This window comes from Massilia horti, assembly GCF_004614195.1.
GTDB classification, from domain to species: Bacteria; Pseudomonadota; Gammaproteobacteria; order Burkholderiales; family Burkholderiaceae_D; genus Telluria; species Telluria horti.
In genome coordinates this window covers 17,636-34,742 of record NZ_SPUM01000037.1, presented here as the reverse complement: position 1 = coordinate 34,742, position 17,107 = coordinate 17,636, and the positions used below count along the sequence as shown (strand labels likewise).

The following is a 17,107-nucleotide window of genomic DNA, read 5'->3' as shown; positions in this document are numbered from 1 at the left end:
CCGGCCGATCAAGGACATGCTGCTCATCCTTGCCCTGATTTTCCTGAACGGCATCTTGTCGATGGCGGAATTCGCGCTGGTTTCCGCCCGCCGCCTGCGCCTGGAAAAACTGTCCGCCGAGGGCAAGCGCGGCGCCCGCGCCGCGCTCGACCTGGCTGAAAAGCCGAGCATCTACCTGTCGACCGTCCAGGCGGGCGTGACCCTGGTCAGCATCTTCAACGGCGCCTTCGGCGGCGCGTCGCTGGTGGCGCGGCTGGCGCCGCACATTGCGGCGGCCGCGCCGCAGCTCGCCGGCTTCGCCGACCATCTCGCGCTGGCGATCGTGGTGATTTGCATTGGGTTCGCCTCCATCATCCTTGGTGAACTCGTGCCCAAACGCATCGCCATGCAACACCCCGAACGGGTCGCCACCGCGCTCGCGCGGCCCCTGCACGCGCTGGCGCTGCTGATGTCACCGCTCGTCAGGCTGCTGGCTGTTACGACCGACTTCATCACCCGCCTGCTGCGCATGGAAAAGCCGGGGGCCGAGATTCCGACCGAGGAAGAAATCACCGGCATGCTGCGCGAAAGCACCGAGGCCGGCGTGTTCGAACCGACGGAATACGAAATCGTTTCGCGCGCGCTGCGGCTCGACGACCGCCATCTGGGCGCCCTCATGACGCCGCGTGTGGACATCGAATTCCTCGACCTGGACGACGGGGCCGAACGCAACCTTGCCAGGATCGCGGGCAGCATGCACAACCGCTTCCCGGTAATCCGGCACGACCAGGGGAACATCTTGGGTTATGTGACCGCGCGTGACCTGTTCGCACAGGCCATCCGGGGCCATGCCCTGAACGCCGTGGACATTGCCGCCGCGCTCAAACCGCTGCTGTTCGTGCCCGAGTCGGTCAGCGCAATGGACTTGCTGGAACTGTTCAAGAAAAACCGCGCCGAGCTGGCGCTGGTGGTCGACGAATACGGCGACATCCAGGGCATAGTCACGCTGGCGGACGTGATGAGCGTGCTGGTCGGCGAAGTGTCCGTGTGTGGCGAGGAGCAGGCGCCGGACGCGGTGCGGCGCGAGGATGGCAGCTGGTACATGGATGGCGGCATTTCGCTTGACCGCTTCCGCGAAGTGCTCGGCGCGGTCGTCGAATTTCCCGGCGAGGGCGATGGAAGTTATCACACGCTGGCCGGATTCGTGCTGTACCAGCTAGGCTACATTCCCAAGCCGTCCGAATACTTCGACTGGGACGCCTACCGCTTCGAGATCGCGGACATGGACGGCAACCGGATCGATCGCCTGCTGGTGACCCCGGTTGCGCGTGAAACTGCGCAGTAGGTGACCGGCACTAAACGACGCCGCGTCTACTCACCCGTACCGCGTGCGCACTGGTGCGCACCCTACGATGGCTAATCACCCGGCACCAAACATTCTATTGAACGATATTTTGTTGCCGCATATAATAAAACGATGACGGAAACCGGACAAATGGATCTGCGCGCCATGCGCGTGGCGGCGGAGGAAGCGCGCGGCCTGCTCAAGGTGCTCGCCAATCCCGACCGCCTGCTGCTACTGTGCCAACTGAGCCAGGGCGAGCATTGCGTGAGCGACCTGGAAAGCGCACTGGACATCCACCAGCCCACCCTGTCGCAGCAACTTGGCGTGCTGCGCGAGGAAAAGCTCGTGGTCACGCGGCGCGAAGGCAAGCAGATTTTTTACAGCATCGCGAGCAAGGAAGCGCTGGCCGTCATGCAACTGCTGCATGAGCTGTATTGCAAGAAGACATAGAAAGAATCGGATGCACATCGATTGGACCCATTTCACGCCGTGGACCTCGTTCGCCGGCGGGCTGCTGATCGGCCTGTCGGCAGCGCTGTTCGTGCTGCTAAGCGGCCGCATTGCCGGCATCAGCGGCATCCTCGGCGGCCTGCTGCGCCCTGCCCGCGGCGATCTCGGCTGGCGAATCGCCTTCCTGCTCGGGCTCGTGCTGGCGCCGCTGGCATATGCGCTCGTCCACCGGCTGCCCGACACGCGATTTGATGCAGGCAGCGGCACGCTGATCGCCGCCGGACTGCTGGTCGGACTGGGCACCCGTTACGGGTCCGGCTGCACCAGCGGCCACGGCGTATGCGGGCTGTCGCGGCTATCGCCCCGCTCGCTGGTGGCGACCATCGCATTCATGGCCGCCGGTATCGCGACGGTGTTCGTAGCACGCCGCCTGATCGGTTAAGGGATTACCCATGCAGCTCGTTGTTTCATTCATCGTGGGCCTGATCTTCGGTATCGGCCTGATCGTCAGCGGCATGTCCAACCCGGCCAAGGTGCTGGGGTTCCTGGACCTTGCCGGTAACTGGGACCCATCGCTCGCTTTCGTCATGGCCGGGGCCATCCTGGTCGGCCTGTTCGCATTCCGCCTGGCGGGTGCACGCCAACGCACGCCGCTCGGAGCGGCAATCCGCCTGCCAACGGCGCGGCAGATCGACCGCCGCCTGGTGTTTGGCAGCCTGGTCTTCGGCGCCGGTTGGGGCCTGGCCGGCATTTGCCCCGGTCCTGCGCTCGCGTCCCTGTTCTCTGGCAGCGCAAAGCCCATGATCTTCACGATCGCCATGGTCGCCGGCATGGCGGTCTATGAATTCCTCGGGCGCGGCAAAAGATGAGCAACCTGCCTGTACTAGGCCTTGCCGTCGGCACGATCATGGCGCTGACCGGCGCCGGCGGCGGCATACTCGCAGTCCCACTGCTGGTGTTCGGCGCCGGCATCGGGGTCGCACAGGCAGGCCCGATCGGCCTGCTCGCGGTCGGCATGGCCGCAACCCTCGGGGCGGTGCTCGGCCTGAAAGCCGGCATCGTGCGCTATCGCGCCGCCCTGCTGATCGCGGCGGCCGGAACGCTGGCCGCGCCCTGCGGCCTGTGGCTCGCGCGGCGCATCGACAACCACTGGCTGATGCTGTTCTTCTCGCTGGTGCTGCTTTACGTTGCCGTTCGCACCGCACGCCAGGCCCTCGGGCTGGTTCCCGCGGTCGTGGCGCAAGCTGATCCTCCCTGCATCCGCGGCGCCGGCGGCCGCTTCGTCTGGACCTCGGCATGCGCACGCTCGCTCGCGCTGTCGGGCAGCATCGCCGGTTTGCTTTCTGGCCTGCTCGGGGTCGGCGGCGGCTTCGTCATGGTGCCCGCGCTTCAGCGCTGCACTGACCTGGCCATGCAGTCAGTCGTGGCCACCTCGCTGGCCGTGATTGCGCTGGTGTCCGCCAGCAGCGTGATCGCCAGCGCCGCGACCATGGATTGGGGAGTGGCCCTGCCGTTCGCCGGCGGAGCCCTGTCCGGCATGCTGGCCGGCCGTCTGGTATCCGCGCGCCTGGCCGGCCCGCATCTGCAGCTTGGCTTTGCCGCGGTCGCGGCGCTCGTCGCCGTTGGCATGGTCGCCAAGGCCGTTCTTTGATCAACAGGAGCCCCTCATGAACGTCAACCCGATCCAGCTGTTCGATGCCGAGTCGTCGACCTATACCTACATCCTCGCGGCTCCAGGCAGTAACGAGGCGGCGATCATCGACCCCGTCGACCACCACTGGGAACGCGATCTGGCGCACATCGAACGGCTTGGACTCAAACTCGCCTACATCCTCGAGACGCATGCACACGCCGACCACGTGACCTCGGCCGGCAAGCTGCGCGCGCTCACCGGCGCCATGGCGGCGGTGCCGAGCGGCTGCGGGATTTCCCCCGCCGAGCTGCAGCTCCGGCACGGCGACGTGATCCGCTTCGGCGCTGGCGAGGAAATCGCGGTGCTGCACACGCCCGGGCACACCGGCGGCAGCATGAGCTACGTCTGGCGCGACAACGTGTTCACCGGCGACACCCTCTTGATCAACGGGTGCGGGCGCACCGACTTCCAAAGCGGCAGCGCCGCGGCGCTCTACGACAGCGTGATGAACAAGCTGTTTCGCCTGCCCGACGACACGCGCATGTGGCCCGGGCACGACTACAAGGGCCAGTCGGTATCGACCATCGGCTGGGAAAAGCGCCATAACGCGCGCCTGGCCAACCGCAGCCTCGAACAGTTCGTCGAGCTGATGGCCAATCTGGACCTGCCCCGGCCCAAGCTGATCGATGTGGCCGTGCCGGCCAACCGCAACCTCGGGCTGCCCCATGGCGCATGACAAACCTTTCGCCGAGGCGGCAAACGTCTGGGACCAGCGCTTTGGCGCGCCCGTCAGTCGTCGTCATTATGCGGACAGCGGTCGCATCCGAACCGAGCTGGGCAATTTGATATTGCGTTAGCACACCCGAATGCAAGCTTCCCCGGCAAAGCGTTGAACGACATCCAGGTAGTCTGGTCCGACCTCGCGGCGGCTGCCAACCGAAGCTGAGGGGACCACACATCATCGTTGCCGCAGCCGCAACAAAACTCATCCTTTACCCGCTCATGCATTTCTAAAGGAGGTTGTGATGTTGAAGCGCGCTTTAATGATTGCACTCGCGCTGTCCGCGCCTGCCGTACTGGCGCAGCCGGCTTCCGGCGTGCCTGCAGCAATTGAGCAGGCCAGTGGGATGAAACCGAGCTATAACGCAAAGGAGAACGTGTACAAGATCTCCAAGCCAAGGCCGGATATGGCGACTATCAACGGCTGGAAGCTTCCGCCATTCCTCGGCACCACCTCCTACGCGGGCTTCGCACCGACCGGCAACGCCGCGAAAGTCATGGTCATGGGCGACATGGTCCTGTATGAAGATGAGGTTGCCCCAGCGATGGATGCGGCCCTGGACAACGGGCTCGAAGTGACCGCTCTGCATAACCACTTCTTCTTCGAGCAGCCACGCCTGTATTTCATGCACATTAGCGGCATGGGAGAGGCCAACGCGATGGCGGCAGCAGTCAGGAAGGTACTCGACGCCCCCCAGCACATCCGTGCTGCGCACCATGCGCCAGCGACTGCCTTCCCCGAATGGCGCGTGCCGAACGAAAACCGAATCAGCGCGGCGCCACTGGACGCGGTGTTCGGCAAGAAGGGCGAGTCCAACAATGGGATGTACAAAGTGAGTTTCGGCCGCCCAGTCAAGATGCATGGGGTGACCGCGGGTGATGCAATGGGCGCGAACACCTGGGCGGGCTTTGCCGGGAGCGACCAGCAGGCGGTTGTCGATGGAGACTTTGCGGTGCTGGAAAGCGAGCTCCAGCCAGTGCTCAAGTCCTTGCGCAGCGGAGGAATTAACGTTGTCGCCATTCACCAGCATATGACCGGCGAGGAGCCGCGGCTGATGTTCCTGCATTATTTGGGACAGGGCAAGGCGCAGGACCTGGCCAAATCGGTCCGAGCCGCCATCAATCTGACCGATACGAAGATCGACTCGACAGCGCGCAAGTGATTCCGCCCGGGGCCGATCGTGGCAGCATTGCAAATGAAGTTGGCTGTCCAGACGCGCCTGTTATGGGGACGCGGCCTGCGCGCTTGCGCCGATGGCTTCGTGAGCCTTTTGCTGCCGGTCTACCTGCTCGGTCTCGGGATGAATCCATTCCAGGTAGGCATTATCACTACCGGAACCTTGCTCGGCTCCGGCGTATTGTCGTTATTGGTTGGACTGCACGCCCGGCGCCTCCCATACCGCACATGGCTCCTGTTGGCGTGTGTCCTGATGGCCGCTACCGGCTTCGCTTTCGCGATCGCCAGCGATTTCTGGCCACTGCTGATCATTGCCGTTGTCGGCACGCTCAATCCGTCCAGCGGCGATGTCAGCGTGTTCCTGCCGCTTGAACACGCGCTGCTCGCTGGTTCCGTGGAGGATCAGCGCCGTACCGCGTTCTTCGCCCGCTACAATTTGGTCGGCTCACTTGTGGCGGCGCTGGGAGCGCTGTTGGCGGGCATGCCACAGGTAATCGCTGCGGCACTACATGTCGGCACACTGACAGCGATACGTTCGATGTTCGTGTTGTATGGCTTGCTTGGTCTGGTTTGCGCAATGGCTTACCGCAGCTTGCCGACCGTGCACAAGACGGCTGGCGCAAGGCCGGGAGCACCCTTGAGGCAATCGAAGCGCAACGTCTATACCCTGGCGGCCTTGTTCAGCATGGACGCATTTGCGGGCGGCTTCGTCGTGCAATCGATGTTTGCCCTGTGGCTGTTCGACCGGTTCCAGCTGTCGCCTCTTGTGGCTGGAACCATTTTTTTCTGGACCGGCCTCGTGTCCGCACTATCCTATCTGGCGGCGGTCAGGATCGCCGGCCGCTTCGGCTTGGTCAACACGATGGTGTTCACGCACCTGCCATCCAGCGTGCTGCTCATCTTGATACCGTTCACGCCGACCCTGGGCTGGGCACTGCTGTTGTTGCTCGCCCGTAGCGCCTTGTCGCAAATGGACGTGCCGACACGCGGCTCCTATGTCATGGCGATCACGCTGCCTGACGAACGTGCTGCCGCCGCAAGCGTGACCTCGGTGCCGCGCAGCCTGGCCGCAGCTGCCAGCCCCGCACTGGCAGGATACCTCCTGACCATCAGCACCTTCGGCTGGCCATTGATTGCGGCCGGCGCTTTGAAGATCGCTTACGACTTGTTACTGTATGCCAGATTCAAGCATATTCGCCCGCCGGAGGAACAAGCAGATGTCGACTTCGCATCCCGCGACCCGGGCAGCAGCATCTTGCCTGAGCGCGGTGGCACGCCGTAGTTCAGTCATCGGTGCTGGCGTAGCGATGAAGCGAATCATTGTGGCGCTCACCTTGGCGGTCTCCGGTATGCCGTGTGCCCTCGCGTTGCGTCCATTCGATGGCACAGATGCGGCAGTAGTGCGCCCAGGCGGAGTGGAGTTCGAGTTCGCGTATCTGAATCTGCTTCGAGAAGGGAGGCAAAAGAGCTTCTCCGCTCCGGGTCTCGTGGCGAACTTCGGCGTCTCACCTTCGAGCGAATTGGTGGCAGAAGGCCTCCTGCGCACCCAATTTGGGGGCGGACCCAATTCTTCGGGAACAAGCTTTGACGATGTGGAGCTTTCATGGAAACAGGTGTACCGGCCCGGCGAGCTGCAAAATGCGCACGGGCCGAGTGTCGCGAGCGAATGCACCCTGCTGCTGCCGACCGCTGCCGGTGAGCGAACCGGCGCAGGCTGCGCTGGTATCATCTCGCGGCGAATCTCGAGCGCGATGTTTCACTTCAATGCCGCGCTTTTCAAGAATCGGGAACGCCAGTGGGAGCGCACGCTTGGAGTGATCGTGGAAGCTCCGCCTCAGGGCAAGCTCATGCCGGTGTTCGAAATATTCCTGGGGGCCAGGTCGGACGGATTGAAGACACGCTCGGCTCTGGCAGGGGTGATCGTGTCGATGGCAGACAACCTGGAGCTTGACGCCGGATTGCGCCTGGGCCGGGTCGGGAACAGCAGCATTTCGGAGATTCGGGCCGGCCTCACGTGGAGCCCCCGCTGACAATGTATGGAGCCTGGGATGACAAGATCGTATTTGTTTGCATTGCTCTGGGTTTCCACCACCTGTGCCGCGATCCCGTCCCTACACGCCTCGACAGCGACGACTGCGCCATCGCCATCGACGTTGCAGCTGGTTCGTGACTATCCGTTGCCCGGCCGAGCAAGCCGATGGGACTACATGAGCCTGGACGCCGCCCATGAGAAACTGGCACTGGCCCACCTGGGCGACAATTCCGTCGTCGTGGTCAGCACACAATCGAAAAAGGCGCTCGGCACCATCGGCAATGTGCGGCAGGTTCACGGTGTACTCGCGGTGCCGGAAATGGGGCGGATCTATGCGACGGCGACGGGTAGCGACGAACTGGTCGTCATTGACGAGCCGAGTCTTGCGATTCTGGCGCGCGTGCCGGTCGGCCGTTATCCGGATGGCCTGGCCTATGCGCCTAGTGTCAGTAAAATCTACGTGTCCGATAAGGAAGGCAAGACGGAGAGCGTGGTCGATGCGCGCACAAATAAGCGCGTCGCCACCATCGACTTGGGCGGCGCCGTGGGGAACACCCAATACGACCCGGTGAGCAGGCACATATTTATTAACGTGGAAGGGACGGGTGGATTCGTCGAGGTCGACCCGGCGACCGACAAGATCATCGACCGCATGCGCTTGCCGAGCGCGCGAGGGAACCATGGACTATTGATCGAACCGAACCTGCGTCTTGCCTTCATCGCTTGCGAGGGCAACGACAAACTGCTTGTGCTGGACCTGCACACCAAGCGCGTGGCAGCGCAATTCACGGTGGACGGCGAACCGGATGTGCTGGCGTACGATCCCGGTCGCAAGATATTGTACGTCGCAACCGAGTCCGGACCGGTGCACCTCTTCCGTCTCGGGCCGGACGGTACGGCAAAGATCGGCTCAATCCGGGTCGGACCGAACGCGCACACCCTTGCGGTCAACCCAGATACCCACGAGCTATATATTCCGTTGAACCAGCCGCGCCCGATTTTGCGGGTAATGCAGCCGGCGGGGTAGCGCACACATCAAGACGTTTCCCCGCGGCGATTCCGCAGGTAGACGCGGCGGTAGATCCGCGCTCACTTTTCTTGTTCTACTTTCTGCGCGGTACGTATGATGGACCACGGATAGTAAGGTTTGGCTCGAAATAAAAATATTCCCAGCACCGCCATAATCAATGGAAACAACGCCGAAAAACATCTAAGAACCATGTCATCTGTTGGCTGGCCATTAAATTGAACAGTTCCCCCTGGAAGAATATTTGACATCCCATAAATAAACGAAACCGTTCCTCCAAAGATGAATGCCACGGCCATGATTCGTCTAATTAGGAAATTGAAAAATCGCCAGTACGATTTGCGAATATTCATAATATCTGAAGCGGTTGAAGCTGCGGCCGGTGTTGGTTTCGGTGGTAACGGGATCAAAGATGCCTTTGTTTTCCTTTTGAACTACGCCCAGTCAGATGCGGGGCACTAGAGGAAAACAGCTTTTTTTGTTCGCACAAGTTGCGTCTGACGATAAGCTCGTCCTTACACGCTCCTATTCCACCAGCTTAATTGCCTGCCATTTTCATCATAAATATTGCCATATTCCCACTGATGTCCAGCGTGCTTAACGCTCGATAGGATCTCTTCAATTTCAGGAAAACCGATCTTGACATCGAGGCTAATTAGCAGCAACGAGAGATGGTCCGGATCGTCGCTTGCCTTTCCAACCTCGTACAACCCCTTGTGCCCAAGAATGTCATTGATTAAAGATCGAATTTCCGGCTTCTCCAAACTCCCTCTTACAAACACTCGCACCGTCACTTGGCCGTTATGCTCTAGCACTTCGAAGTCACCGCTTGCTTGGTCCAGCACCCGAATCACATCACCGTATGCAACGCCATATGCGAATGCCGGAATGCTGCGAACAATAAACGTATCATGCGATTCATTTGGCACGGCAAGGACAATCTCGCGTTGTACATGGGCCTGACCCATCTTCAGCGGTATCCGTACCAATTGTTCATCGTCCATTTAGCTCTCTTTCATTGGTTCCTTAGGCTGTCCTTCGGAGGCTCCGGCAAGCAGAAACTTGCGCCGTTCAAACCTTGTTTTGCATCGCTCGCAACCTGCGCACCTCGTTTACCAGATCAACAACATCTTGCCTGGCGCTGGCAATAAAATCCTGATCCGCTACAGTTGCACCACTCAATTCGATATCCCCTCCACGCTGCTCAGGGGTTCCAGTCATGATAAAGCTAGTACCACTTGTATGATCGCGTCCTTCCACATACGACTTCCATGGTGCCGGGGTAGCGCGGTTAGCGCGACTTTCGATTTCAAGCAATCGTTTTTCGGATATTTCGTTCATCTCATGACCTCGGCGTTGGTTATCTTTCGGATGGGAGAATGCTACAACGGACGAATCAATGAGGTGCTGCGGCGGACCCGTTTCGCCAGCAAAGCCGATCTGGGGGTAAATTTCTGCCACCAGAGCTGCTGCAGCGGTCGCAAGGACAAGAATCGAAATTCCCAGAAATAAAATTCCAAGATTCACCACCCACTCGCGAAAAAAGTACTTTCTTGTCATTGGCAACCACTGTGGAACAAGGAAAACAAATGTCACACATAAAGCATCCACAATCGAAACAACAGACGATATGATTGACCATAAAACGTCATTCTAATCCCGAACATCTGGTTCGGACCCTTCGGAGAACTTTTGAATCTCACTTCAAGCGCGCTTCAAGCTCACTAATCGCACTGGCCCATTGCTTTTTAGGCGATTCACTCCAAAGCTGACTTAATTCAGAACTCTTTGCATCCTTGATTTTCAGGAGAGCCTTCCTTGCGAGCGGTGCCAGCTTCGCAATCTCTTCCTTTGGTTGACGCGCGAGCCATTCGCGGAGCTCTTGTGGCATTTCTTTACTTGGCTTTCCTTTTGCAGCCGCCACCACTTCTGCTGCCGCAACGGCCATGCTGCCTTCCGGAGCCTCGAGCGGGTTCGCCTTCAGACCGATTTGCAGTGCTGAAGCTATAACTCCCGCCCCCTTCGACTCGATGCATTGCTGCACCCAGTCGAGAGCATCATCGTTTTCAAAGCTTCCCGGCCCCCATGCTCCAGCAAGACAAACACCGCATACCAGGAAAGCAGCCAGCGCTAAAAATATCTTCTTCATCAGGTCCCGATCAATGAGGTGGAACGCTCTGTTGCTGGCATTCCCTTATGAGGCAACCAGAGAAATATCATGGCATTGTCATCACCCAGAAATTGGCCCATCTGGCCAATCGCAGACGTTAGGTCAAGGCTCAGTCTACGGTTCTATTACTTACAAGACAAGCTCATTGTCGAACCAAGAAATTTCCTCCACGACACCCAACCAACCAACTATCCATTAGAATCATGGCCTACAGCAACCGCTCGAGGCCACGATGGCAGACCACAGCAACCAACTCAAGCGCGGCCTCAAGAGCCGGCACATCCAGCTGATCGCACTCGGCGGGGCCATCGGCACCGGCCTGTTCCTCGGCATCGCCCAGACCATCCAGATGGCCGGCCCGTCCGTCATCCTCGGCTACGCCATCGCCGGCCTGCTCGCCTTTTTGATCATGCGCCAGCTTGGCGAGATGGTAGTCGACGAACCGGTGGCCGGCTCCTTCAGCTATTTCGCCGACAAATACGGCGGCCACCTCGCCGGCTTCGTCTCGGGCTGGAATTATTGGGTGCTGTACATCCTGGTCAGCATGGCCGAACTGTCCGCAGTCGGCATCTACGTCCAATACTGGTGGCCGGAGATTCCGACCTGGGTGTCGGCCCTGGCGTTTTTCCTCGTCATTAACGCGATCAGCCTGCTCAACGTGAAGGCCTTCGGCGAGATGGAATTCTGGTTCGCCGTCATCAAGGTTGTGGCCGTGATCGGCATGATCGTATTCGGCGGTTACTTGCTGCTCTCCGGCTCCGCCGGTCCCGAAGCCGGCATCGCCAACCTTTGGCAGCACGGCGGATTTTTCCCGAATGGCGTGAGCGGATTGGTGATGGCCATGGCCGTCATCATGTTCTCGTTCGGCGGCCTGGAGCTGATCGGCATTACCGCCGCCGAAGCAGACGACCCCACGCGCAGCATTCCGCGTGCGACCAACCAGGCGCTGTACCGAATCCTCATCTTCTATGTCGGCGCGCTGGCCGTGCTGCTTTCGCTCTATCCGTGGCAGAAGGTCGCCAGCGGCGGGAGCCCGTTCGTGCTGATCTTCCACGCACTGAACAGCAATGCCGTGGCCACCGTGCTCAATATCGTGGTGCTCACTGCTGCCCTGTCGGTGTACAACAGCGGCGTGTACGCCAACAGCCGCATGCTGTACGGCCTGGCGATGCAGGGCAATGCGCCGCGCGCGCTGCTCAAGGTCAACCGGCGCGGCGTGCCGATCGTGGCGCTCGGCGTGTCGGCGGCCGCCACCGGCATCGCGGTGAGCATCAACTACTTCATGCCCGGGAAGGCGTTCGGGCTGCTGATGGGGCTCGCCGTTTCCGCACTGGTGATCAACTGGGCCATGATCAGCTGGAGTCACTTGCGCTTCCGCGCCCACAAGCGCGCGGCTGGCGCCACGACGCTGTTCCAGAGCCCGGGCTCTCCGCTGGCGAACTACCTGTGCCTGGCCTTCGTGGCGGCGATCCTGGTCATCATGTACATGACGCCGGACCTGCGCATTTCCGTCTACCTGATCCCGGCCTGGCTGGCCGTGCTGGGGGTCGGTTACTGGAGCCGCATGCGTAATGGCGCGCCGGCGGCTGCGCGCACGAAGACTGAAGCGTAGAGCGGCCGGCGATCACTGTAGACGCAGGCCGGAGATTTTAAGGGCGAACGGCATCCCGTCCTGCGCCACGTCGCCGAGCTGCACGTGCAGCCCGCCCTCGTCCTGGGTGAACGCCAGCCCGGGACCGCCAAGGCGCTCGACCTTGGTCACCGTGCCAAGCGACACCGGCAGCGACAGGCCCCAATGCATAAAGATGCCGAACTTGGCGTCGTTGAACCAGGCGGGCGGCCGGTAGTGCTGGCGGATCGATTCCCAGTCGGTCCGGAATGGCCCGGCAGGCAAGGCCGTAGTCACCGCCGCATCGGCAGCGGCGACGATGGCGGGCGTCGCGGACGGTCCCATGACTCCATAGTCGAACAGCGCAGATTCCGCCACGCCGCCGCGATCGGGTTTGGAAAGCTCGCCGGCGCAGGCTGGCAAGGTGCGTTGGCCGACAGTATTGTCCAGAACACGGCCATGACAGCCACCCGTCGCGTATCGCTCAGCAACTTGATTATCTGCTGAGCGATGCCGCCCGGCTGTTGACATCGTCTGCGCTGAAAATCGATACTCAAAGGCACTTGTTGCAACACCCTGCCCGCCATGACTGTCATTACAGAGATTGAAGACCTGCGCCAGCAGGCCCGCCGGCGCGTCGCCAAGGCCATCTTCGGCTACGTCGATTCCGGCTCGTATTCCCAAGGCACGATGCACGCGAACAAACGCGACCTCGATGCCATTCACCTGCGCCAGCGCGTCGCGGTCAACGTCGACCAGCGCAACACTGCGACCACGCTAGCCGGCCACGACGTGCGCATGCCCGTTGCGCTTGCACCGGTCGGGCTCACGGGCCTGAACTACGGCGACGGCGAAATCCTCGCCGCCCAGGCTGCGGAAGAATTCGGCGTGCCGTTCACGCTCACCACGATGAGCATCTGCTCGATCGAGGACGTGGCCGCCGCCACCACCAAGCCGTTCTGGTTCCAGCTGTACGTGATGCGCGACCGTGCCTTTGCCGCCGACCTGATCGCGCGCGCCAAGGCCGCGAAATGCTCGGCGCTGGTGCTCACGCTCGACCTGCAGATCCTCGGCCAGCGCCATGCGGACTTGAAGAACGGCCTGACCGTGCCCCCGCGCCCGACGCTGTCCAACCTGCTCGACATGCTGAGCAAACCGCGCTGGTGCGCCAGCGTCCTGATGGGCAAACGCAAGACGTTCGGCAACCTGGACGGCCACGTCAAGGGCGCCGAGGGCCTGTCGACCTTGATGGCCTGGGTTGGCCAGCAGTTCGACCCGACCCTGAACTGGGACGACGTCGAATGGATCCGCAAACAGTGGGACGGCAAGCTGATCCTCAAAGGCATCCTCGATCCGGAAGACGCCAAACTGGCGGCCCAGACCGGCGCCGACGCGATCGTGGTCAGCAACCACGGCGGACGCCAGCTCGACGGCGCCATGAGCTCGATCCGCGCACTGCCGCAGGTGCTCGACGCCATCGCCGCCAGCGCCAATCCGAACATCGAAGTGTGGATGGATGGCGGCATCCGCAGCGGGCAGGACGTGCTCAAGGCCTGCGCCATGGGTGCGCGCGGCGTCATGATCGGCCGCAGCTACGTCTACGGCCTGGGCGCGATGGGCAAGCCCGGCGTCACCACAGCGCTGGAACTGATCCGCAAGGAGCTGGACGTGTCGATGGCGCTGTCCGGCATTCGCGACCTGCGCGACGCGAACCGCTCGCACATCGTGCTTCCGCGGGACTGGTGACCGGCCATGGGCATCGATAAACGCGCGCTTGCCCTGTCCGTGCTGGTGGTCGCCAGCAGCAGCACCTTCGCCGCCACTGGCAAGCAGGTCGAAAAACTCGATCGCGGCGTAGTCGCGATCCGCACCAGCGGCGGAACCTTCCTGAGCTGGCGCGCGTTGGGCACCGATCCTGCCGGGATGGCGTTCAACGTCTACCGCGGCGCGCTCAAGCTCAACGCCGCGCCGCTGACGGTCACCAACTTCACCGACGCCAACGCGCCAGCCGGCGCCACCTACTCGGTGCGGCCGGTGCTTGGCGGCGCCGAGCAGGCCGCGGCCGGCAGCGGCCCGGTGTGGGACCGGCCCTACAAGACCATTCCCCTGCAAAAGCCTGCCGATGGCGTGACGCCAGACGGCCAGCGTTACAGCTACGTCGTCAACGACGGCTCGGCGGCGGACCTGGATGGCGACGGCACCTACGAGCTGATCATCAAGTGGCAGCCGACCAACGCGCACGACAACTCGCACCGCGGCTACACCGGCAACACCTACATCGACGCCTACAAGCTCGATGGCACCCGCCTGTGGCGCATCGACCTTGGCCGCAACATCCGCGCCGGCGCGCACTACACCACCTTCCTCGCCTACGACTTCGACGGCGACGGCAAGGCCGAGGTGATGATGAAGACGGCCGACGGCAGCGTCGACGGCCAGGGCAAGGCGATCGGCGATGCCAGCGCCGACTACCGCAACAAGGACGGCTACATCCTCCACGGTCCCGAATATCTCACCGTCTTTAACGGCATGACCGGGGCCGCCATGGCCACCACCGGCTACCTGCCTGCGCGTGGCCAGGTGAGCGACTGGGGCGACGCCTACGGCAACCGGGTCGACCGCTTCCTGGGCGGCGTGGCCTACCTGGACGGCCAGCGGCCCAGCGCTGTGTTCTCGCGCGGTTACTACACCCGCGCCGTGATCGCGGCATGGGACTGGCGCGACGGCAAACTGATCAGCCGCTGGGTGTTCGACAGCGACAAGCCAGGCCCGGGCGCGGCGGTCAATCACCAGGGCGCGCACTGGCTGTCTGTCGCGGACGTGGATGGCGACGGCAAGGACGATATCGTCTACGGCGCCGCGACGGTCGGCAGCGACGGCCAGATGCTCTACAGTACAGGGCTGTGCCACGGCGACGCTCTCCATGTCGGCAAGCTCAATCCCAACCTGCCGGGCCAGCAGATATTCATGGTGCACGAGACGCCGTCCTGCTACCGCGGCCATGGCGTCGAAATGCACGACGCAGCCACCGGCAAAATCCTGTGGAGCTTTGGCGAGGACGGCGACATTGGCCGCGGCACCTGTATGGACATCGACCCAGCCTACCCGGGCGAGGAATGCTGGGCCTCGATCGGCGGCCTGATGAGCGCCGACGGCAAGCAGATCTCCAGCAACCGTCCACGCAGGTTCAACTTCGGTGTCTGGTGGGACGGCGACCTGCTGCGCGAATCGCTCGATCACACGCTGATCGAAAAATGGAATCCCAAAACGGAGCGCCTCCAGATGGTGCTCGACGCCCGCCAGTACAACGCCGCCTCGAACAACGGCACCAAGGGCACGCCGGTGCTCTCGGCCGACCTGTTCGGCGACTGGCGCGAAGAAGTGGTCTGGCGTAGTGCCGACGACAGCGCGCTCCTGATTTTTTCAACGACTCTACCTTCCCGCCACCGAATCCCGACACTCATGCATAATCCGCAGTATCGGGTGCAGGTGGCAGGCCAGAACGCCGGTTACAACCAGCCGCCACATCCGAGCTTTTTCCTGGGCGAGGGCATGGCACCAGTCGCACAGGAACCCATCTATACACCATGAGACAGATAACGATGAAACTTCGCCTTACCCTGTTCGCGCTGGCTGCCGGCGCCACCTGCGTTGCCAGCGCCGCCGAGCGCCTCACCGTCACCGTCAGCCACGGCCTGGACATCGCACGCCCCAGCGAAACCATCTCCATTCCCTGGTCCCAGGTCAATGCGGCGCTTCCGCACGCGCGCGTCCAGCAGATCGTGGTCAAGGACGCCGCCGGCAAAGTACTGCCGTACCAGGTGACCAACGTAGCGCCCCAGGCCAAGGATCCCAAGAACGAAGGCATCGCGTATGGCGAGCTGCTGTTCCAGCACGACTTCGCCGCAGGCGAAAAGTCGGCCAAGTTCACGGTCGAAAAGACCGACACCACCTCGCCACCTTTCCCGGTCAAGGCCTTTGCCCGCATCGTTCCCGAGCGCCTGGACGACTTCGCGTGGGAGAACGACAAGGTCGCGCACCGCACCTACGGCCCTGGACTGGCCGCGCCCGCGCCGGCCGGCTCGAACAAGGAAGTGCTCAAGACCAGCGGCCTGGATATCTGGTTCAAGCGCGTTCCCTACCCGATCGTCGACCGCTGGTACAACAAGGGACATGACCACTACCACGTGGACGAAGGCGAAGGCATGGACATGTACAACGTCGGCACCACGATGGGCGCCGGCGGCACCGGCATCTGGGACGGCACCAAGCTTTACAGCGGCATCAACTTCGTCAAGTGGAACGTGCTGGCCAACGGCCCGATCCGCGCGATCTTCGAACTGACCTATGACGAGTGGGATGCCGGCGGCACCAAGGTCTCCGAGGTCAAGCGCTTCACGGTCGATGCCGGCCACTACCTCGACCGCATCGATAGCACCTTCACCTTCACGGGTCCGCAACAGCTCACCGCCGCCGTCGGCCTGAACAAGACCCCGAGCGACAAGGGCGAGGAACCGAAGATCAGCTACGCCCAGCAACGCGACGACGCCGCGCTGGTGCAATGTGTAACGCAGCGCACCAAGGGCGAGTTCGGCGTGGCCGTGGTCCTGCCGTCGGCGCAGCCAACCTACGCGGAAGACGCGCGCAACTCGATGATGACTGCGACCGTCATTTCCGGCCAGCCGCTGCGCTACTACGTCGGGGCGGCCTGGAACCGCGGCGGCGAGATCACCTCACAGCAGCAATGGCAGCGCTACGTTGCCGACGAGGCGGCACGCCTGCGCTCACCGGTGAAGGTCACCCTCTCGTCCAGCAACTGACGTGCCGCCGCTGACCCGCCGCGACTTCTTAAAGGCCAGCGCGCTGGCCGTCACCTTGCCGGTGGCGGACAGCGCGTCCGCGGCG

At 62.2% G+C, this 17,107-nt stretch carries 19 protein-coding genes; 14 read left to right on the top strand and 5 right to left on the bottom strand.

Annotated features, from left to right (window positions below):
• Positions 1–16: 16 nt before the first annotated feature.
• The 10 genes from E4O92_RS05865 (at position 17) to E4O92_RS05820 (ending at position 8,423) form a co-directional block, all read left to right on the top strand.
• Positions 17–1,324: a hemolysin family protein gene (locus E4O92_RS05865; protein ID WP_135188818.1), complete on the top strand. Its 1,308-nt coding sequence runs from the start codon at positions 17–19 to the stop codon at positions 1,322–1,324.
• 150 nt (positions 1,325–1,474) lie between these two features.
• A complete protein-coding gene (locus tag E4O92_RS05860; RefSeq protein WP_307721741.1) occupies positions 1,475–1,774 on the top strand; it encodes an ArsR/SmtB family transcription factor in 300 nt (99 codons plus the stop codon).
• Between the two features lie 10 nt (positions 1,775–1,784).
• Positions 1,785–2,216, top strand: coding sequence for a YeeE/YedE family protein (locus tag E4O92_RS05855; protein ID WP_135188816.1), 432 nt, complete (start codon positions 1,785–1,787; stop codon positions 2,214–2,216).
• Positions 2,217–2,226: 10 nt separating this feature from the next.
• The gene (locus E4O92_RS05850) at positions 2,227–2,643 is read left to right on the top strand and encodes a YeeE/YedE family protein (protein ID WP_135188815.1); all 417 of its coding nucleotides are present in this window, start codon (positions 2,227–2,229) and stop codon (positions 2,641–2,643) included.
• Positions 2,640–3,425, top strand: coding sequence for a sulfite exporter TauE/SafE family protein (locus E4O92_RS05845; protein WP_135188814.1), 786 nt, complete (start codon positions 2,640–2,642; stop codon positions 3,423–3,425). Before E4O92_RS05850 ends, E4O92_RS05845 begins: the two co-directional genes overlap by 4 nt.
• Positions 3,426–3,441: 16 nt before the next feature.
• Complete coding sequence (locus tag E4O92_RS05840) at positions 3,442–4,143, top strand: MBL fold metallo-hydrolase (RefSeq protein ID WP_135188813.1); 702 nt, start codon at positions 3,442–3,444, stop codon at positions 4,141–4,143.
• Positions 4,144–4,432: 289 nt separating this feature from the next.
• A complete protein-coding gene (locus tag E4O92_RS05835; RefSeq protein WP_229483089.1) occupies positions 4,433–5,350 on the top strand; it encodes a DUF1259 domain-containing protein in 918 nt (305 codons plus the stop codon).
• Positions 5,351–5,383: 33 nt separating this feature from the next.
• The gene (locus E4O92_RS05830) at positions 5,384–6,646 is read left to right on the top strand and encodes an MFS transporter (RefSeq protein WP_135188812.1); all 1,263 of its coding nucleotides are present in this window, start codon (positions 5,384–5,386) and stop codon (positions 6,644–6,646) included.
• Between the two features lie 25 nt (positions 6,647–6,671).
• Positions 6,672–7,394: a hypothetical protein gene (locus E4O92_RS05825; RefSeq protein ID WP_135188811.1), complete on the top strand. Its 723-nt coding sequence runs from the start codon at positions 6,672–6,674 to the stop codon at positions 7,392–7,394.
• 177 nt (positions 7,395–7,571) lie between these two features.
• Positions 7,572–8,423, top strand: a complete 852-nt coding sequence (locus E4O92_RS05820) for a YncE family protein (protein ID WP_229483087.1) — start codon at positions 7,572–7,574, stop codon at positions 8,421–8,423.
• A gap of 62 nt (positions 8,424–8,485) precedes the next feature.
• Here E4O92_RS05820 and E4O92_RS05815 read toward each other — a convergent pair whose 3' ends face one another.
• From E4O92_RS05815 to E4O92_RS05800, 4 genes are all read right to left on the bottom strand, one after another.
• Positions 8,486–8,722 (bottom strand): hypothetical protein, encoded by a 237-nt coding sequence (locus E4O92_RS05815; protein ID WP_167759703.1) that lies wholly within the window; start codon positions 8,720–8,722, stop codon positions 8,486–8,488.
• 216 nt (positions 8,723–8,938) lie between these two features.
• Positions 8,939–9,427, bottom strand: a complete 489-nt coding sequence (locus E4O92_RS05810; RefSeq protein ID WP_135188808.1) for a DUF4265 domain-containing protein — start codon at positions 9,425–9,427, stop codon at positions 8,939–8,941.
• Positions 9,428–9,494: 67 nt separating this feature from the next.
• Positions 9,495–9,983 (bottom strand): hypothetical protein, encoded by a 489-nt coding sequence (locus E4O92_RS24985; RefSeq protein WP_206076821.1) that lies wholly within the window; start codon positions 9,981–9,983, stop codon positions 9,495–9,497.
• Between the two features lie 139 nt (positions 9,984–10,122).
• The gene (locus tag E4O92_RS05800) at positions 10,123–10,572 is read right to left on the bottom strand and encodes a DUF4259 domain-containing protein (protein WP_135188807.1); all 450 of its coding nucleotides are present in this window, start codon (positions 10,570–10,572) and stop codon (positions 10,123–10,125) included.
• Positions 10,573–10,825: 253 nt separating this feature from the next.
• Between E4O92_RS05800 and E4O92_RS05795 the strand changes: the two genes are divergently transcribed.
• Positions 10,826–12,205: an amino acid permease gene (locus tag E4O92_RS05795; protein WP_135188806.1), complete on the top strand. Its 1,380-nt coding sequence runs from the start codon at positions 10,826–10,828 to the stop codon at positions 12,203–12,205.
• A 12-nt stretch (positions 12,206–12,217) separates the two neighbouring features.
• Here the strand turns inward: E4O92_RS05795 and E4O92_RS05790 are convergent, their stop codons facing one another.
• Complete coding sequence (locus E4O92_RS05790) at positions 12,218–12,547, bottom strand: alpha-L-fucosidase (RefSeq protein WP_135188836.1); 330 nt, start codon at positions 12,545–12,547, stop codon at positions 12,218–12,220.
• Between the two features lie 240 nt (positions 12,548–12,787).
• Here E4O92_RS05790 and E4O92_RS05785 point away from each other — a divergent pair, with 240 nt between their 5' ends.
• The 3 genes from E4O92_RS05785 to E4O92_RS05775 are packed head-to-tail and all read left to right on the top strand — an operon-like array spanning position 12,788 to position 17,022.
• The gene (locus E4O92_RS05785) at positions 12,788–13,948 is read left to right on the top strand and encodes an alpha-hydroxy acid oxidase (RefSeq protein ID WP_135188805.1); all 1,161 of its coding nucleotides are present in this window, start codon (positions 12,788–12,790) and stop codon (positions 13,946–13,948) included.
• Positions 13,949–13,954: 6 nt separating this feature from the next.
• Positions 13,955–15,793, top strand: a complete 1,839-nt coding sequence (locus E4O92_RS05780; RefSeq protein WP_135188804.1) for a rhamnogalacturonan lyase — start codon at positions 13,955–13,957, stop codon at positions 15,791–15,793.
• A gap of 11 nt (positions 15,794–15,804) precedes the next feature.
• Entirely contained in the window at positions 15,805–17,022 is a 1,218-nt protein-coding gene (locus tag E4O92_RS05775; RefSeq protein WP_135188803.1) for a BT3233 family polysaccharide utilization protein, read from the top strand.
• Positions 17,023–17,107 lie beyond the last annotated feature (85 nt).

Coding starts and splice junctions, on each gene's coding strand:
- E4O92_RS05845 (WP_135188814.1), top strand. CDS start 2,640: ATGAGCAACCTGCCTGTACTAGGCCTTGCCGTCGGCACGATCATGGCG.
- E4O92_RS05820 (WP_229483087.1), top strand. CDS start 7,572: ATGAGCCTGGACGCCGCCCATGAGAAACTGGCACTGGCCCACCTGGGC.
- E4O92_RS05830 (WP_135188812.1), top strand. CDS start 5,384: ATGAAGTTGGCTGTCCAGACGCGCCTGTTATGGGGACGCGGCCTGCGC.
- E4O92_RS05795 (WP_135188806.1), top strand. CDS start 10,826: ATGGCAGACCACAGCAACCAACTCAAGCGCGGCCTCAAGAGCCGGCAC.
- E4O92_RS24985 (WP_206076821.1), bottom strand. CDS start 9,983: ATGACAAGAAAGTACTTTTTTCGCGAGTGGGTGGTGAATCTTGGAATT.
- E4O92_RS05775 (WP_135188803.1), top strand. CDS start 15,805: ATGAAACTTCGCCTTACCCTGTTCGCGCTGGCTGCCGGCGCCACCTGC.
- E4O92_RS05850 (WP_135188815.1), top strand. CDS start 2,227: ATGCAGCTCGTTGTTTCATTCATCGTGGGCCTGATCTTCGGTATCGGC.
- E4O92_RS05780 (WP_135188804.1), top strand. CDS start 13,955: ATGGGCATCGATAAACGCGCGCTTGCCCTGTCCGTGCTGGTGGTCGCC.
- E4O92_RS05825 (WP_135188811.1), top strand. CDS start 6,672: ATGAAGCGAATCATTGTGGCGCTCACCTTGGCGGTCTCCGGTATGCCG.
- E4O92_RS05840 (WP_135188813.1), top strand. CDS start 3,442: ATGAACGTCAACCCGATCCAGCTGTTCGATGCCGAGTCGTCGACCTAT.
- E4O92_RS05815 (WP_167759703.1), bottom strand. CDS start 8,722: ATGGCCGTGGCATTCATCTTTGGAGGAACGGTTTCGTTTATTTATGGG.
- E4O92_RS05865 (WP_135188818.1), top strand. CDS start 17: ATGCTGCTCATCCTTGCCCTGATTTTCCTGAACGGCATCTTGTCGATG.
- E4O92_RS05810 (WP_135188808.1), bottom strand. CDS start 9,427: ATGGACGATGAACAATTGGTACGGATACCGCTGAAGATGGGTCAGGCC.
- E4O92_RS05860 (WP_307721741.1), top strand. CDS start 1,475: ATGGATCTGCGCGCCATGCGCGTGGCGGCGGAGGAAGCGCGCGGCCTG.
- E4O92_RS05855 (WP_135188816.1), top strand. CDS start 1,785: ATGCACATCGATTGGACCCATTTCACGCCGTGGACCTCGTTCGCCGGC.
- E4O92_RS05800 (WP_135188807.1), bottom strand. CDS start 10,572: ATGAAGAAGATATTTTTAGCGCTGGCTGCTTTCCTGGTATGCGGTGTT.
- E4O92_RS05835 (WP_229483089.1), top strand. CDS start 4,433: ATGTTGAAGCGCGCTTTAATGATTGCACTCGCGCTGTCCGCGCCTGCC.
- E4O92_RS05785 (WP_135188805.1), top strand. CDS start 12,788: ATGACTGTCATTACAGAGATTGAAGACCTGCGCCAGCAGGCCCGCCGG.
- E4O92_RS05790 (WP_135188836.1), bottom strand. CDS start 12,547: ATGGGACCGTCCGCGACGCCCGCCATCGTCGCCGCTGCCGATGCGGCG.